The organism is Novosphingobium sp. B1 (assembly GCF_900176395.1).
In the GTDB taxonomy this organism is placed as follows: Bacteria; Pseudomonadota; Alphaproteobacteria; order Sphingomonadales; family Sphingomonadaceae; genus Novosphingobium.
Window position 1 is genome coordinate 1 of sequence record NZ_FWXL01000002.1, and the last position, 14,960, is coordinate 14,960.

Below are 14,960 nucleotides of genomic sequence, written 5' to 3' on the forward strand. Positions count from 1 at the left end.
CACCGGCTTCTACAAGGAGGTGCATGTCAAATCTCCGGCAGCGCATGGCGTTCGCAGCGTCATCACCGCACGCAGCCATCTGGTGGAAGCGCGTGCACGCGGCGCCCGTGTGTTCGCAACGGCCCGTGGCAGCGACCTCGACTACGTCCGCATGCTCGGCGCCACACCGATCGACGCAGCGAGGGAGCCTGCGGATTACGTGGCCGAACACACCGACGGGCGTGGCTTCGATCTTGTCTATGATACGCTCGGCGGCCTGGTACTTGATGCCTCGTTCCTGGCCGTAAGGCGCTTTGGGCACGTGGTCAGTTGCCTCGGCTGGGGCAACCACAAGCTGGCCCCGCTCTCGTTCAAGCAAGCGACCTATTCGGGCGTTTTCACTCTGCACACATTGCTGGCGAACGAAGCCCGGGCCCACTTCGGCGACATGCTGCGAGAGGCCAGCGCCCTCGTCGAAGCAGGCAAGCTCGTCCCCCGGCTCGATCCCCGTGTCTACTCCATCGAAGCCGTCGGTTCGGCATACGATGCGGTGCTCGGCCGCAACGGCGTTGCACGGCAGCGGGGCAAGATCGCGATCACGATCGATCCCAACTTGTCTGGGGCACTCTGATCCCTGCGCACACCAGCAACATACATCATCAGGAGCAGTTATGAACACGACCTTCGGACGCCAGTCCACCACCGACGACGTGCTGTCAGGCCTCGACCTGACCGGAAAGAGCATTCTTGTAACCGGCGTTTCAGCAGGATTGGGTGTGGAATCAACTCGCGCCCTGGTCAGCCATGGCGCACAGGTGATCGGCACCGCGAGGGACCTGACCAAGGCGCGAAGAGCGCTGGCTGATGCCGAACTTGCGCGCGCTTCGGTCCAGCTCGTCGAGCTTGATCTGGCCGACCTCGAGAGTGTTCGCCGCGCCGCTGACGAATCGCGCTTCGTGGGCCGACCACTCGATCTCGTGATCGCCAACGCAGGAGTGATGGCCACGCCATTCGGTCTCACCGCCGACGGTTTCGAGACGCAGTTCGGGACCAACCACCTCGGGCACTTCGCCTTCGTGAACAGGATCGCAGGGCTTATGCGCGCCGGCTCCAGGCTGGTGATGCTCGCCTCTTCCGGCCACCGTTTTTCCGATGTGGATCTGGTGGACCCCAATTTCGAGACCACGGCCTACGATCCGTTCATCGCCTATGGGCGCTCCAAGACAGCGAATATCCTGTTCGCTGTCGAATTCGACAGGCGTTATCGCTCGCACGGCCTGCGCGCGACTGCGGTGCATCCAGGCGGCATCAGGACCGAACTCGATCGCCACATGGGCGACGGGCAGCTGCAAGCGCTCGTTAGCCAGATCAATGCCGACATGGCCAAGGAGGGCAAACCGCCGCTTGAGTGGAAATCGCCCCGGCAAGGTGCCGCGACGACGCTCTGGGCCGGCCTTGTCGCAGATGCTGACGCCGTAGGCGGCCGTTGCCGCACGCATCAAGGTCCATGCTGGACCAAGGGCAAAGATTGGCTCGACCAGGCTGACCAAATGCTCTGTAACGAGGTACTCGACGAAGGCTGCCTCCTTCGCCTCTTCCATGGCAAGCTCGCTCTTCGCATGCTCCAATTTTTCGACTGCCTCGGCGACACCTTCCTCTGCAGATGACACAGTCGATCGCGCGCGAACGACTCCCGCGCTGACGCGCTCCAGCCCCCGCTTGATGCCCATCGATCCAACCCTGGGGCTGGTCAGATTGCGCTTGGAGAAGGGAGCTTCACCGCCTTGCAACCACCGTTCCCACAGCAGCGGATTGACCTCGCTGGGAATGATGCCAAGCGTGAAATCGCGGAGCAATTCCTTGCGCCCAATCGGCAAGACGGCCCGGAGCGTTCAGGTGCTTCACTCAATTCGCCAGCCAGCGCCTCTGCATCCAATCAGGCCCGGCTCGCTGAGTTGGCCCGGATCTATCCCGATCCTGCAGATGGCAGGATTGCCCAGACGCGTCACTTCATCAAGCTGCTGCGCGAAGATGCGCCCCCTGAAGAGCTCAGGAAGGCGGCCGAAGCGATCTCGGTTGACCCTGTGGCGCGCGAGGATGTCTATCGCCACCGTGTCGAACTGGGCCTGGTCTACGAGCAGGTCATGGAAGACGACTATATCGTCCACATGGCTGACAGGCAGAAAGGTCTAAGCAGATGAAGATTAATTTTGATAGATGGATAAAGGATGAAATATTTTTGAAGTCTATCAGCTTACATTTCGATTGGAGCATAACATGAATATTGATGTGAATTACAAGGTCCCGGTTCAGTCTGCAATGGCTCTGCAGATCGTGACTGCGTATCTGTCCAATACCAACTGCGCACCGCAACAACTGGCCGAGCTTGCGCACCATTCACTTGCGGCAGCGCGCGTCTTGCTTGGTTCTGTCGCATCCTCGAGTGCGACGGTCCAGCCCGTGGCACCGCCGCCGGGGGGCGGGGAGGGGGGTACCTCGCAGCCGATCCGCAAGAAGACCGCGAAAGTCGTTGATCTTCAGCCGATCCCAACCGAAAGTGATCCAGAAGATCGCGAGACTGGCTACGTGAGGTACGGGCGCCAAACGGTATATGATGATCGCATCATTTGTCTTGATGATGGACGTGAAGTGACGTTTTTGTCACGACACTTGAATAGGATGGGTGTTGACCAGAATGATTATTTGAGAAGGCATAATCTTCCAAAAGATTATCCGTTTACCACCCCAGGCTATGTTGCTCGAAGGAAGGAAGCCGCAAAGATTAGCGGCTTTGGCAAGTTGCTACGACCAAAGCGCGAAAACCGCAAACCGGGCGACGACAATAACTGAAAAACCAGCACGCGGCCGAGAGCTACGCAAGCACTCGGCCGTGTTATGGCAGCCCATGACGGCCCACCAGATCATGGTCTAGTTTGCTTGAGAAGCTGAGATGTGACGCAGCATCAGCGTCTCATTGTGCACACGCGACAACGCCAAAGCCGTTGAACGAAGATCGATCGCATCACATCGACTCATGCAAGACCAACACCGCCATGAATCCCCGCTCCTGAATTGCGGGGACCCGCGTCTTGGCCAGGACTTGTGCGAAGGCTTGCCGCGGTCGAAGCCATTAACTTCATCAGCTGCGTTTAACTGGTCCGGCGGCGGCAAGCTCAATTGTCACTGCCAATCGTCCGAATGCGTGTCCCAAGGAGCAGGTCGCCTAAGCACATCGACGAGCGCTGGAACCGCCTCAGCAGGTTGTTCCAGCAACGCGATGAATTCGGCTAAGCTTTCGCCGCTCATCCGCACAAGCCCCTTGTCCATCAGGACATCTTCGGCGGCCCGCACGGCAGCCTCGCGTACAAACTCGGTCCGGGAACGCCCGAGGGCTCTTGCTGCACGGTCAATCAGAGCATCGTCAGATTCTGGCAGTCGCATCGATGCCGGGCGATCTTTGCGTTCAAGCGGCTTGGCCATATTCCATCTCCGCCAAACACAGTATTCTGTGTATTGTAAAACACAATATGCGCGCCGCGCGCCCCGACACATCCTCGAGAAACTTAGCATTCTTAAAGAATTACGGGATCTCGACATATCGTTGGGCATCGGCGGTCAGGACCGCCAAACCCGAACTGATCAATGCCGCAGGGTTCTCGCTGATGGAGTTGCTGCAGCCGCCAAGATCCATATCGCGGCGACGCAATCGCGCTTGCACGAGATGTGCGCGATCATCAACCAGATCATTGCTCGACCGGGCTGCAGGCCTTGGCTAGAGGACCTGTGCATCGTCGAGAGAGCACCTCGATGCACACTTACATGGACCGGCTCAATGATAGCGGCTCCGCTTGAAAATCGAGCGGTGTGCGTCGTGAGATCACACTCATTCGCCACTGACAAAACCCGCAACCGACGGATGCGGTTTAACATAATCTTTCTTGCCAAACTGCTAGTGTGTAAGTGGGTGGATTCTATCTTGAAGTGCGAATTTTGAGGATTTCCGGGCACTTTGTGCCCCACTCAAGAGGACGCACAATGGCTCGAAACTACCGACATCTCAGTCTTGAAGAGCGTGATACGATCATGCGTATGCGCGATCGTTGCATGCCTGTTGGCCGGATCGCCGCCGAACTCCGGCGGCATCCAGCGACAATCTATCGTGAGCTGCGGCGCAACTTCTTCTATGACGAGGACGCCTGGTTCCGTGGCTATTTCGGTCGTGTCGCACACCGGAAAGCTGCTTCGCGCCGGGTCTGTGGTGGCAAGGTCAACCGTGATCGTGAGCTTGCCGCGCGCATCGTAGAACATCTTCAGCAATGCTGGTCACCAGAGCAAATTGCTGGCCGCCTGAGACTCGATAAGGCCAATCCCATCACTGTTTGTCACGAGACGATCTACCAGTTTGTGTATGGCACGGAGGGTCGCCGGCAAGCGGGTCGAGGTCTGCGAGTATCCCGATGGCAGCCTTGAGATCCGGCACGGCGACCATGTCCTGCCTTACCGGATGCACGACAAGATCAGGCAGGTAAATCAGGCGGCGATCGTCGAGAACAAACACCTCGACGCAGCGCTGGCGATGCCCGCCGCGCCTGATTGACAGGTTAGCGATTAAAAGACTCTCACTGGAGATCAAGACGCGGGCACCTTGGGTAATCAGCGCCTCGGCGATCGCGCGGCCGATGCCCCTCGTCGATCCTGTGACGATTGCGGTCTTCCCGGCAAGGTCAAACAAGCCGGTCACTTGTGCTCGGGCCTGTCCTCGGGCAGCGGTTGCCCATTGTGAAGGTAGGCTGGGGCCTCGATCAGCACGAATGCGATCCGGCAGGGCCTGTCAGTCGTATTGCGCCACATATGATTGGTGCCGCGCTGGATGATAATGCCCCCCTGCCCTATGGTCCGCTTTGCTCCTTCATCTAGTTCAAGCTCCACTTCGCCCTCGAGCACGATCCCGTAGTCGATCGAGTTCGTCCGGTGCATGGGGCTTTCCTTGCCCGGCAACATGTCAACCACACGGATTACCGAACCGCCCTCAAGCGTCAGGCCGGCTTCGCGATGCCGACCGTCGGTTTCATCGTTATTGTCAGCCGGGACCGTCGGCGTGGTCCAGATCAGCAGGAACGAAGCATCACCCGATGGGATCATCCTGGTCGGCGTCACATCCTCGGACTTGAACACGGCGCGGCCATTCTCGTCATGGCCGGTGACGACGCGCTGAACGGGAGGAAGGCCGGAATCAGATAGTTGCATCGCGACAGGCTCCGGTAGAATCAAACGAACCGCAAGGGCTCACACAAGAGAAAAGAGGGTATCAGTGCTCGGTTCGAGCTGCAGGATGCCAGCGGCTGCCACCGTACTCCGCAGCTAAATGCTCTCGTCATGCCCGGCAAAAGCATTCGGTCGATAGCCTTGCATCGATACTATGCGTTGGTCGGCACCCACCACCTTCGGCAATGGCGTGAACACTGCTAATGAACCTGCGGGGAGTACAATGGCCATCTGGCTAAAGCGCGGCGTAGCCGCTGCCACAAAGGCGCAAAGCGATCGTAGCGTCCGTGGCACCGTGGAAAGGGCCCTTGCCGACATCGAACAGCGCGGCGATGATGCCTTGCGCGACATGTCGATCAAGTTCGATGGCTGGGATCGCGAAGACTATCAGCTTTCGCAAGCCGAGATCGATGAGGCGGTCGAAAGCCTGACTCCGCAGGAGCGGAAGGACATCGAGTTCGCGCAGGCGCAAGTGCGCAACTTCGCCCAGATCCAGCGCGCCAGCATCACCGATGTAGAGGTTGAGACGATGCCCGGCGTGGTGCTTGGGCACAAGAACCTGCCAATCCAGAATGCAGGCTGCTACGTTCCCGGCGGCAAGTATCCGTTGCTTGCCTCGGCGCACATGAGCGTGATCACCGCCAAGTTTGCAGGCGTGCCGCGCGTCATCACCTGTGCTCCGCCGTTTCAGGGCAAGCCCGCCCGCGCCATAGTTGCGGCGCAGGCTCTTGCCGGTGCTGACGCGATCTATGCGCTTGGCGGCATCCAGGCGATCGGCGCGATGGCCATCGGCACGCAGAGCATCTCGCCCGTCGACATTCTGGTCGGCCCCGGCAACGCCTTCGTAGCCGAGGCCAAACGCCAGTTGTTCGGCCGCGTCGGCATAGACCTGTTCGCTGGCCCTACCGAGACGCTGATCATTGCCGATGAAGTTGGCTGCGACCCGGAACTGGCCGCCACCGACATCCTCGGTCAGGTCGAGCATGGTCCGGACAGCCCGGGTGTGCTGCTGACCAATTCCGAAAAGTTCGCCCGAGCGACGATGGCCGAAATCGAGCGCCTGCTGGAGATCCTACCAACTGCCGATCACGCCCAAAAAGCGTGGGAGACTTATGGCGAAGTGGTCGTGGCTGAAAGCTACGAGGAAATGGTGCGCATCGCCGATGAGATCGCCAGCGAGCACGTGCAGGTGATGACCGCCGATCCCGATTATTTCCTGCAGAAGATGACCAACTATGGCGCGCTGTTCTTGGGAAGCCGCACCAATGTTTCTTACGGAGACAAGGTGATCGGCACCAATCACACGCTGCCGACGATGAAGGCGGCGCGCTATACCGGTGGGCTGTGGGTGGGCAAGTTCCTCAAGACCTGCACATACCAGAAGGTCATGACCGACGAAGCCTCTACGCTGGTCGGGGAATATTGCAGCCGCCTCTGCGCGCTGGAAGGCTTTGCCGGCCACGGCGAGCAGGCGAACATCCGCGTGCGTCGTTTCGGTGGTCGCAACGTGCCCTATGCCGGACAAGCCGAACCCAGCGAACTGACCAGGGCATGATCGTGTTGCCACGCACGCCTTCTTTCCGGCTCGATGGCAAGCGCGCCATCGTGACCGGCGCGGGGCGCGGCATCGGCCTTGCCGCAGCGGCGGCGTTGGCCGAGGCTCGCGCGGCAGTAACCTTGGTTGCACGCTCCACTGCGGAGGTAGAACAGGCTGCTGATGCCATCGGCAACGGCGCGCAAGCCGCAAAGCTCGATGTTTCCGATACGGCGGCGGTCGCAGCGTTCTTTGCCGATCGCGAACCGTTCCATGTTCTGGTCAACAACGCCGGAACCAACCGACCCAAGGCGATGTGGGAGGTGACCGAGGCCGATTACGATGCCGTGCTCGATCTGAACGTGAAGGCGGCGTTCTTCGTGGCCCAGGCCTGTGTGCGCCGCATGATCGAGACCGGCACTCAAGGCTCGCTCATTCACATGGGCAGCCAGATGGGCCATGTCGGAGGCCTCAACCGCAGCCTCTACTGCGCCAGCAAGTGGGCGCTGGAAGGCATGAACAAGGCCTTCGCGCTCGATCTTGCACGACACGGTATCCGGTCAAACACCATTGCGCCAACGTTCATCGAAACCCCGCTGACCCGGCCAATGTTCGAAGACGCCGCCTTCAAGGCCAGCGTCCTTCAAAAGATCAAGCTTGGCCGCATCGGCACGCCCGAGGATCTGATGGGCACCGTCCTGTTTCTCGCCGGCGATGCCTCCTCCCTCATGACCGGCTCCAGCCTCGTCGTCGACGGTGGCTGGACGGCAGAATAGGAACACTCCATGTTCGAACCCTTTCCCGGGAACTACGTCTGGAACCTCGGCATCAACCTCGCGCTGATCGCGGGTGGAAACCATGGCGAATTGGACGAGGTGTGCCGCCCGGTTCGCGAGGCTGCCAAGGCAGGCGCTGATGCAGGTTCGGCGCAGCTGTTCGACAGCTGGATTGCCGTGGCCGATCAGGTGGTCCGAAACGCCGAACGCGATGAGGCGGAGGGCTTCCTCCTCTCGGCCGGCGCGAAGTACCTGCGTGCCTCCGGCTATTACCTTGGTGCCGAGCGCCTCCAGAGCCGTGATTACGCACCGCCCTGGGTGGCCTACGACCGTGGCCTCGAACTCTATCACAAAGGCAGCGCCCTGCGTGGTCTCCACGTCGAGAAGGTCGAGATTCCGTATCAGGGGTCGAGCTACCCGGCCCTGTTCGTGCATGATGGATCCGGCACGCCGCGCCCCACGCTGGTTTCGGTCAACGGCCTCGATTCCATGAAGGAGCAGGTCGACATGGCCGGGCATGGCGCGGTCAATCTGGAGCGGGGGATGAACACCCTGTTCCTCGACCAGCCCGGCACCGGCGAGGCAATCCGCAAGCGCAATCTTCCAGCCATTTACGATGCCGAACGCTGGGGCAGCCCTGCCTTTGATTACCTGCTGACCCGCAGCGACGTTATCCAATCGAAGATCGGTATCTTCGGATTGTCGTTCGGCGGCTATCACGCGCCACGCATTGCCGCCAACGATCCCCGCTATGCCCTGTGCGCGGTGATGGGCGCCAATCACGTCTGGGGCCAGCGCCAGCGCGAGCGCGTCGCGAACGAGGGCGAGAACCCGGTCCCGCATTACTGGGACCACGTCATGTGGGTCTTCGGAATCGACAGTCACCAGGCGTTCCTCGACTATGCCGACCAGATCACGCTTGATGGACAGGTAGAGAAGATCCGCGTGCCGTTCCTGATCACACATGGCGAAAATGATCGCCAGATCCCGGCTTTCAACGCTCGTAGGAGCTACGAGCAGGCCGTGAACAGCCCCAAGCGTACCCTGCGAATCTTTACGAAGGCGGACTTTGAGGTGGAACATTGCGGGGCCGACAACGGCACCGGAATGCGCGATTACATCGCCGACTGGTGCGCGCAGACGTTTGACGAATTGACAAGGAACGAGGGCTGAGGTGCGTGGCGCACTTCACTTTTCATCACCGCGGGGTGTCGGTCCCTTCGCTTGAAGATGCGATCGAATGGTATGACCGGATACTCGGCTTCAAACTGGAGCGGCGCTTCCACATCACCGCGGCACGAAGCCATACGGCGATGATGCGCAAGGGTTCATTACGCTTCGAACTGTTTGAGGTTGAAGGCGCTGCTCCGCTGCCAGAAGATCGCCGCAATCCTGCTGCCGATATCAAGACCCACGGCAATAAGCACCTGGCTTTCCGAATTGCCGACCTCGAAGCTTTTCTCGCGGAGATGGCGGAGCAGCAGGCCGAGGTAGCTCTCGTGGTCCGCGAAAACTTCGGCAAAGGGTGTTTCATCCGCGACCCAGCGGGCAATCTGATCGAGTTCGTGGAAGAGGCCGACGACTGACCTGCAAGCCGCCTAAGAATAGGCAGAAATCCTTTGGAGCGCCCCCTGCTAGGCATGGCGTATGGAACGCACAGCCCTAGATAGCGTGTTCGTCCTCGGCGGTCAGATTGGCCAGATCGCCCTCGATCGGCTGCTTGCCTGGCTTGGCGCGGCGAAAGGGCGCAAAGCTGTTGCGGTCATGGTCGAAGGCCATGTCCCAAGGGATATCGTCGCCACGGAAGATGGCCGGTGCGTTGGCCGACCACAATAGCGATCCGAACTTGAAATCCCACGCGCGCGGCACCCAGCCATCGTCCAGGTAATCGGTGTCGGCGTGATATTCCGCCTCTCCCGCATGGCCGGGAATTTCGCAGTAATAGTAGATCGCGCTGGAAATGCGGTGACGCGAGATGCCACCGCTGGTATTCATCGTCGTGTTCTTCCAGCCCTTTTTGTCCATGATGTTCGCGCCGAGCATGACCTCGTCGATATCGTCGCAGCCAAATGCAATGTGCATGAACTTGAAGTGATCGGGCGCGATCGGCAGGTCACAGTTCACCCAGAAAATTGAATGGTGCTCGAACGTGCCGCCAGCGCGCGCAAAAATGCCGGTGCCGCGCGAGTGGTCGACATACCGGAAGCCCAAGTGCCGTTCATAGAACTCGAAGCTGCCCACATAATCGGTCGAGAAGAACACCACGTGGTTGATTGTCTTGGGCGTCGCGCGCTTGCGCCAGATGCGATGCTGGTTGAAGCGGGGCCAGTTCGCCGGAGTGTTGACCGGACTGGCCTCGGAAACCACGGGCCGCTTGTCCCACACCCTTAAGGCGATCGGCTGGCCGTCGGGACACATGCAGCGCACTGTGCCATCGGCATCCCGTGTTACATGCACTTCGCTGGCGAGGCTGGCCGCAATCTTTTCCAGGTTCGCGGCGGTGTCGACGCCCCAAACCGTCTCCTTCAGGCCATCACCGACAAAAGGATCGGGTGTAGGCAAGCGCGGATCGCCATGCCGCAGCAGGATCACACTGCTGCCGGATTGCAGGCGGAACACGCTTTCGCTGCCGCTCGCCGATTCCAGTGGCAGGCCGAAATCGGTCCAAAAGCGAGTATGCTCCGCGAGGTCTTCTACCCCGAACAGGACGCTCTCGACGCCAAGCACTGCAGGTGTCAAGTGATGCGGCGTAACAGGGTTTGCCATGTAATCTCCGGGCTTTGTCTCGGGAGACCTTCATGCCTGCCACTTGCCAGGTCCGGAAACCGAACTTTTCGGACCCATGCTATTTAGCGAGCCGATGGCTGCGTTCAATTCCTGCAAGCAAGCAGCAGCAACAGGTAAATGTTGGCGTCGCGCTCGCTCCCGTTATGCTATCACCGCTGCGGGTGGTTCATCCGGTACTCGACCTCGATTTCTCCAAGGTCAAGCGACGGGTTGGCTTCGAGTGTAATGACGTTTGCATCTCGAACCGGGTCGGTCGCAAGCGCCGCGACCTGCATCTTTTCCACTACCCAGCGCAGGGCGCGATCATTGTTGTTGGCAATGTTCCACTGCACACTTTCGCGGATGGGGGGTATGGCAAACGGCACTTCACGCATCACGAGCGGCATCGTCCGCACCACCAATTCGGCCATCCGCCGATGCATCGTGGCTATGCGATTGGTCCCTGCGATCAGGCCGGGAAGCGACAGAAACGTTGGTGCCACAACATCAACCCGGCGCTGCTGCTTCTGGCGGCGCACGAACCAGTCCTCGAAAGCCGAGACGCGAGCCTTGCCAAATCTTGCCGAGACGTGCCCAAGCCGAAAATAGACCTCGCGCGTCATCGGTTCGTGCATCGCCGGATTTTCGCGCGCGCCGACTACGACGTAGTCGTCCTCGAAGAGCAACTGGCTCGGATGCTCCGGTGAGATCGCATAGTCGATCGTCAGCAGCAGATCGACATGGCCCCGGTCGATGGCTTCGATCGGGTTGTCGTTCATCGGCTGGATCTCGACCCGGATGTTGGGAGCTTCGGTTTCCAGCGTCGCCAGAACGCGCGTCAGCAGCACTTCGGTAGAATAATCCGAAGCCATGATCCGCACTTGGCGATCTGCGGTAATCGGATCGAATGGAGGCGCCACCGCAACGGTCGTGCGTATCTGTTCAAGCACGGCGCGGACCGGATCTATCAATTCCTCGGCTCGTGCGGTGAGGATCATGTTTCGCCCCTTCACCACGAGCAGTTCGTCACCGAAATAGTCGCGCAGACGGCCCAGCGCACTCGATGTCGCGGATTGAGAAAGGCACAACCGGTCAGCGGCGATGCTCACGCTGCGCTCTGTAAGCAACGCATCGAGCGCCACGAGCAGATTGAGGTCGAGCCTTCCAAATCGCATCGCCATCTCCGCCGCGCCTCAGATCGTCGCAAGGGCGCTTGAGACAAGTGTAGCAAGGTCGCCGTCATGTGCAAAACCGGCATGTTCGGCAGCGGGTGTGGCGAGCGGGGGCTGCGCGGCGAATGCCGCTTCCAACGCCGCGTCAGGCATATAACTCACCAGATCTGCGGCAACCCCGCATTGGCTGGCGATTTCTGCCGCAAGGTCACCCATGGCAATCCGCAGCGCCGGCAGCGTTACCGCCCGCGTCGGCGGAAGCAGCGATGCATCAAGATCGAGAGCATGCATGAAATTGTGAGCACACTGGCGGACTGACTGCGCCCAGATCCGACCGTGCGCCGAAACCGGGCAGGTGAACGTCTCGCCTGCTTTTAGCGCATGGAACATATCCGACATGAATGCCGACTTCATCCCCGATGGTCCCTTGGGCCGGGCGAGGATGCCGGGCAGGCGCACACTCACCCCGTCGATCGTCCCGCGGTTCGAGAACATGGCGATTACGTCTTCCATCATTGCCTTGTGCCCGCCGTAGATCATCTTGGGCGAAAGCGGGGTGGCATCGTCAACCAGCGGCGGAAGGGGATCGCCGAACACGGCGATGGAACTGGCAAAGACAACGCGAAGTCCGCCGTTTAGCGCAGCAGCTTCAAGCAGCAGATCGTACATTGCCTCGACATTGATCCGGCGAGATGCTGCAGGATCTCCTTCTGCCGCGCCGCCCGGAACTGTTGCGAGGTGGATCAGGGCATCGCAACCTCTGCCCAGCGCCTCGGCCCGAACGGCTCGATCGCCGAGGTCCCCTGTTACAACGCGCGCAACTTGGGGAATGCCGCCCTTCGCGTGATCGATGCCCGTCACCGCATGACCGGCGCCCGCGAGCAGGTTGACAAGCTCTCGTCCGACAAACCCGCCGGCACCTGTTACGACAACATTCACTTCAGCGTATCCTTGGAAATTGCCCGGCTACCCTGCCCGATCTTGACGTCCGTGTTCCCCAGGCTCGCAAATAGGTTGGCGGTCACCTGCCTGAATGCGGCATGGCTGTCAGTCTTGTGCCGATGGCTTCATAGCCCCCACTTCTCCAATAATGCTACAGGGTCCGAATAGGCTTTGCGCGCCCTATTCTCCCGACGTTTGTTTCAATGATTACCTATCGACGCTGCAAATTTTGCCTGAAAGCCTCGGTACATTATCGTGACTTTGCTCGGTGCAGTCGCCACCGCCATCCAGCTGTAGAAGAAGCGAGGGAGGAACCATTGGCCAATCTGCGTGCTGGTGCCACCGCCTGTCAGGATGCAAGCATGACAAATTATTTGATGAACACCTGGTATCAGGCCGGCTTCGCAGATGAGATCGCAGTTGGCGACAAGCTTGCACGGACTATCTGCGAGATCCCATTGCTGTTCTATCGCCGATCAGACGGCTGCCTGACCGCCCTCGTCGATCGCTGCCCTCACCGCTTCGCACCGCTTTCGGCAGGCAAGGTTGATGGTGACACTATCTTCTGCGGCTATCACGGCCTCGGCTTTGGCGCAGATGGCAAGTGCAACCACAATCCCCACGGACCAATCGTCTCGGCCCTCGCCGTGCGATCTTTTCCGGTGGCAGAGCGCCACACCATTATCTGGGTGTGGCTGGGTGATCCCGAAAAAGCTGATGCCGCGCTGATTCCGGATCTTTCCTACATTGATGAGACCCCGCCACAGGCGCGAACCTGCGGCTATATGCCTACCGCCGCCAACTACCAGTTGTTAAGCGACAACATCCTAGATCTGAGCCACGCCGATTATCTCCATCCCGACACGCTGGGCGGCATCAACACCACCGCGAAAAGCAACAGTCGCCTGGAAGGTGACACCGTCGTGGTAGATTGGTTGGCCGAGAATTGCGACCCACCTCAAGCATTTCGCGCAACGATCCACGGCGCGAACCGCGCCGACATCTGGACGCAGGTCGTCTGGCAGGCGCCAGCCTTGATGACGCTGGGCGTTGCGGCGGTCCCCGCCAAGCAACCGCGCAAGTGGGAAGACGAGGGCTATACCTTGCACAACATGGTGCCCGAAACCAGGGCACTCTTGCCTTGGCAAAGAGCTTCGTAGAGGCATTTCGGCCAAGGACTAGGGGGTTTGCCCGGCGAGGTCATAAGGCATGGCTATGACCGTATTGGGTATTGATACTTCTCCCATGTCACTTCCGGCCATAAGCCACTCCCGACAAGAATCGGGAGTAGGAGATGTCCTCAGTGCTCATCCGCAATGTGCGAATTTTCGATGGTGAGACGCTGCTGGCTGGCGAGCGTTGGGTACGAATCGAGGGTGATCGCATCGCGGCCATGGGCGAAGGTGCGCCGACCGCGTCGCATGCCGATAGGGTGATTGACGGCGCCGGCCGCACGCTGATGCCGGGCATGGTCGAGGCGCATGCGCATCTGACGTGGGGTTCTTCGGTAGAGAAGATCTACCACCAGTTCATCCTGCCCGAAGACGAGTTGAAGGTGGCGGCCTGGCGCAATGCGCGGATTCTGCTCGATCATGGCTTTACCAGCGCCTATTCGGCAGGCGCGCTGGTCGATGGTATCGAGGTGGAACTGGCGCGCGCGATTAAAGCAGGCGATACGCCGGGGCCACGGCTTGTGCCGTCAACGCTGGAGCGCAGCCCGGAAGGGGCCGAGGGCGTGGAGACCGGTGACGTGTTCAACGGGCGCGGGGCCGAGGCGATCCGCAAGTTTGTGGCCTATTGCAAGGAGCAGGGCATCGGCTCGCTCAAGCTGGTGGTTTCGGGAGAGGATGCGCTGAAGCCGGGGTCTGCAGGCGACGTGCTCTATACCGAGGAAGAGATGGAAGCCGCAGGCGAAGCGGCGCGTGAAGCAGGGCTATGGATCGCCACGCATGCGTACTACCCCGAGGCTATCGCACTGGCGCTCAAGGCCGGGGCACGTATCATCTACCACGCCTCCTACGCCGACGAGGCCGCCGCCGATGCAATGATCGCGGCGAGGGACACCACGTTCTACGCGCCATCGCCGGGCGTTTCGATCGCCGCGCTGGAAGCCACGCCGCCGCCGCACATCGACATGAGCCACATGAAGAAGAGCGCGGCCGAGCGGATGGAGCTGGAAACCAAGCTGGTGCCCGCGCTCAAGGCCCGCGGCATGCGCATCCTGATCGGCGGTGACTATGGCTTTCCGTTCAATCCCAATGGCCGCAACGCCCGCGACCTGCAGATCTTCGTCGACCACTTCGGCTACACGCCTGCCGAGGCGCTGAAGGCCGCAACCGCGCTGGGCGGGGAACTGATGGACCTCGAGATTGGCCGGGTGAAGCAGGGCTGGCTGGCCGACCTGCTGCTGGTCGATGGCGACCCGACGCAGGATGTCTCGATCCTGCAGGACAAGAACCGCATCGCGATGATCATGAAGGGCGGCGCGCTCTACAAGGCGCCCGCAGAGGTTGCCGTCTAATGTCG

At 60.4% G+C, this 14,960-nt stretch carries 16 protein-coding genes and 1 pseudogene; 11 read left to right on the plus strand and 6 right to left on the minus strand.

What is annotated here, in order from left to right; genetic code table 11:
• The 4 genes from B9A23_RS03650 to B9A23_RS03665 form a co-directional block, all read left to right on the plus strand.
• On the plus strand, positions 1 to 610 hold a 610-nt coding region (locus B9A23_RS03650), incomplete at its 5' end, for a zinc-binding dehydrogenase (protein WP_139797312.1).
• A gap of 40 nt (positions 611 to 650) precedes the next feature.
• Positions 651 to 1,646, plus strand: a complete 996-nt coding sequence (locus B9A23_RS03655; protein ID WP_084277528.1) for an SDR family NAD(P)-dependent oxidoreductase — start codon at positions 651 to 653, stop codon at positions 1,644 to 1,646.
• Positions 1,647 to 1,763: 117 nt separating this feature from the next.
• Positions 1,764 to 2,180: a hypothetical protein gene (locus B9A23_RS03660; RefSeq protein WP_084277529.1), complete on the plus strand. Its 417-nt coding sequence runs from the start codon at positions 1,764 to 1,766 to the stop codon at positions 2,178 to 2,180.
• A gap of 76 nt (positions 2,181 to 2,256) precedes the next feature.
• Positions 2,257 to 2,829, plus strand: a complete 573-nt coding sequence (locus tag B9A23_RS03665; RefSeq protein ID WP_084277530.1) for a MucR family transcriptional regulator — start codon at positions 2,257 to 2,259, stop codon at positions 2,827 to 2,829.
• A gap of 330 nt (positions 2,830 to 3,159) precedes the next feature.
• Here B9A23_RS03665 and B9A23_RS03670 read toward each other — a convergent pair whose 3' ends face one another.
• On the minus strand, positions 3,160 to 3,459 hold the full coding sequence (locus tag B9A23_RS03670; RefSeq protein ID WP_084277531.1) for a type II toxin-antitoxin system TacA family antitoxin: 300 nt from the start codon (positions 3,457 to 3,459) through the stop codon (positions 3,160 to 3,162).
• Between the two features lie 624 nt (positions 3,460 to 4,083).
• Between B9A23_RS03670 and B9A23_RS23490 the strand changes: the two genes are divergently transcribed.
• Positions 4,084 to 4,449 carry a transposase gene (locus B9A23_RS23490; RefSeq protein WP_368655928.1) on the plus strand — a complete coding sequence of 122 codons (366 nt, stop codon included), beginning with the start codon at positions 4,084 to 4,086 and terminating at the stop codon, positions 4,447 to 4,449.
• Positions 4,450 to 4,600: 151 nt separating this feature from the next.
• Here B9A23_RS23490 and B9A23_RS03685 read toward each other — a convergent pair.
• Both B9A23_RS03685 and B9A23_RS03690 read right to left on the minus strand, forming a co-directional pair.
• Positions 4,601 to 4,720: pseudogene (locus B9A23_RS03685) on the minus strand (SDR family NAD(P)-dependent oxidoreductase); the annotation flags it as partial.
• On the minus strand, positions 4,717 to 5,226 hold the full coding sequence (locus B9A23_RS03690) for a cupin domain-containing protein (RefSeq protein ID WP_084277534.1): 510 nt from the start codon (positions 5,224 to 5,226) through the stop codon (positions 4,717 to 4,719). The gene B9A23_RS03690 and the pseudogene B9A23_RS03685, both read right to left, overlap by 4 nt.
• A 241-nt stretch (positions 5,227 to 5,467) precedes the next feature.
• On the opposite strand from B9A23_RS03690, the gene hisD reads away from it, so the two are divergent.
• From hisD to B9A23_RS03710, 4 genes are read left to right on the plus strand one after another with little or no spacing between them, the layout of a single operon-like run.
• The gene (gene hisD / locus B9A23_RS03695) at positions 5,468 to 6,799 is read left to right on the plus strand and encodes a histidinol dehydrogenase (protein ID WP_084277535.1); all 1,332 of its coding nucleotides are present in this window, start codon (positions 5,468 to 5,470) and stop codon (positions 6,797 to 6,799) included.
• Positions 6,799 to 7,554, plus strand: a complete 756-nt coding sequence (locus tag B9A23_RS03700; RefSeq protein ID WP_217806586.1) for an SDR family NAD(P)-dependent oxidoreductase — start codon at positions 6,799 to 6,801, stop codon at positions 7,552 to 7,554. Before hisD ends, B9A23_RS03700 begins: the two co-directional genes overlap by 1 nt.
• A gap of 9 nt (positions 7,555 to 7,563) precedes the next feature.
• Positions 7,564 to 8,727 carry an alpha/beta hydrolase gene (locus tag B9A23_RS03705; RefSeq protein ID WP_084277537.1) on the plus strand — a complete coding sequence of 388 codons (1,164 nt, stop codon included), beginning with the start codon at positions 7,564 to 7,566 and terminating at the stop codon, positions 8,725 to 8,727.
• Positions 8,728 to 8,732: 5 nt separating this feature from the next.
• Positions 8,733 to 9,140 carry a VOC family protein gene (locus B9A23_RS03710; RefSeq protein ID WP_084277538.1) on the plus strand — a complete coding sequence of 136 codons (408 nt, stop codon included), beginning with the start codon at positions 8,733 to 8,735 and terminating at the stop codon, positions 9,138 to 9,140.
• A 76-nt stretch (positions 9,141 to 9,216) separates the two neighbouring features.
• Here B9A23_RS03710 and B9A23_RS03715 read toward each other — a convergent pair whose 3' ends face one another.
• From B9A23_RS03715 to B9A23_RS03725, 3 genes are all read right to left on the minus strand, one after another.
• Positions 9,217 to 10,320 carry a VOC family protein gene (locus tag B9A23_RS03715; RefSeq protein WP_084277539.1) on the minus strand — a complete coding sequence of 368 codons (1,104 nt, stop codon included), beginning with the start codon at positions 10,318 to 10,320 and terminating at the stop codon, positions 9,217 to 9,219.
• 170 nt (positions 10,321 to 10,490) lie between these two features.
• Positions 10,491 to 11,501, minus strand: a complete 1,011-nt coding sequence (locus B9A23_RS03720) for a LysR family transcriptional regulator (RefSeq protein ID WP_254894968.1) — start codon at positions 11,499 to 11,501, stop codon at positions 10,491 to 10,493.
• A gap of 12 nt (positions 11,502 to 11,513) precedes the next feature.
• On the minus strand, positions 11,514 to 12,431 hold the full coding sequence (locus B9A23_RS03725; RefSeq protein ID WP_084277540.1) for an NAD-dependent epimerase/dehydratase family protein: 918 nt from the start codon (positions 12,429 to 12,431) through the stop codon (positions 11,514 to 11,516).
• Between the two features lie 206 nt (positions 12,432 to 12,637).
• On the opposite strand from B9A23_RS03725, the gene B9A23_RS03730 reads away from it, so the two are divergent.
• A complete protein-coding gene (locus B9A23_RS03730) occupies positions 12,638 to 13,594 on the plus strand; it encodes a Rieske 2Fe-2S domain-containing protein (protein WP_084277541.1) in 957 nt (318 codons plus the stop codon).
• Between the two features lie 134 nt (positions 13,595 to 13,728).
• Complete coding sequence (locus B9A23_RS03735; RefSeq protein ID WP_084277542.1) at positions 13,729 to 14,955, plus strand: amidohydrolase family protein; 1,227 nt, start codon at positions 13,729 to 13,731, stop codon at positions 14,953 to 14,955.
• Positions 14,956 to 14,960: the final 5 nt, after the last annotated feature.

What these genes read in the sequence shown, in the direction of transcription:
- B9A23_RS03655 (WP_084277528.1), top strand. Translation starts at nt 651, where the DNA reads ATGAACACGACCTTCGGACGCCAGTCCACCACCGACGACGTGCTGTCA.
- B9A23_RS03665 (WP_084277530.1), top strand. Translation starts at nt 2,257, where the DNA reads ATGAATATTGATGTGAATTACAAGGTCCCGGTTCAGTCTGCAATGGCT.
- B9A23_RS03670 (WP_084277531.1), bottom strand. Translation starts at nt 3,459, where the DNA reads ATGGCCAAGCCGCTTGAACGCAAAGATCGCCCGGCATCGATGCGACTG.
- B9A23_RS23490 (WP_368655928.1), top strand. Translation starts at nt 4,084, where the DNA reads ATGCCTGTTGGCCGGATCGCCGCCGAACTCCGGCGGCATCCAGCGACA.
- B9A23_RS03690 (WP_084277534.1), bottom strand. Translation starts at nt 5,226, where the DNA reads ATGCAACTATCTGATTCCGGCCTTCCTCCCGTTCAGCGCGTCGTCACC.
- hisD (WP_084277535.1), top strand. Translation starts at nt 5,468, where the DNA reads ATGGCCATCTGGCTAAAGCGCGGCGTAGCCGCTGCCACAAAGGCGCAA.
- B9A23_RS03705 (WP_084277537.1), top strand. Translation starts at nt 7,564, where the DNA reads ATGTTCGAACCCTTTCCCGGGAACTACGTCTGGAACCTCGGCATCAAC.
- B9A23_RS03715 (WP_084277539.1), bottom strand. Translation starts at nt 10,320, where the DNA reads ATGGCAAACCCTGTTACGCCGCATCACTTGACACCTGCAGTGCTTGGC.
- B9A23_RS03720 (WP_254894968.1), bottom strand. Translation starts at nt 11,501, where the DNA reads ATGGCGATGCGATTTGGAAGGCTCGACCTCAATCTGCTCGTGGCGCTC.
- B9A23_RS03730 (WP_084277541.1), top strand. Translation starts at nt 12,638, where the DNA reads ATGATTACCTATCGACGCTGCAAATTTTGCCTGAAAGCCTCGGTACAT.
- B9A23_RS03735 (WP_084277542.1), top strand. Translation starts at nt 13,729, where the DNA reads ATGTCCTCAGTGCTCATCCGCAATGTGCGAATTTTCGATGGTGAGACG.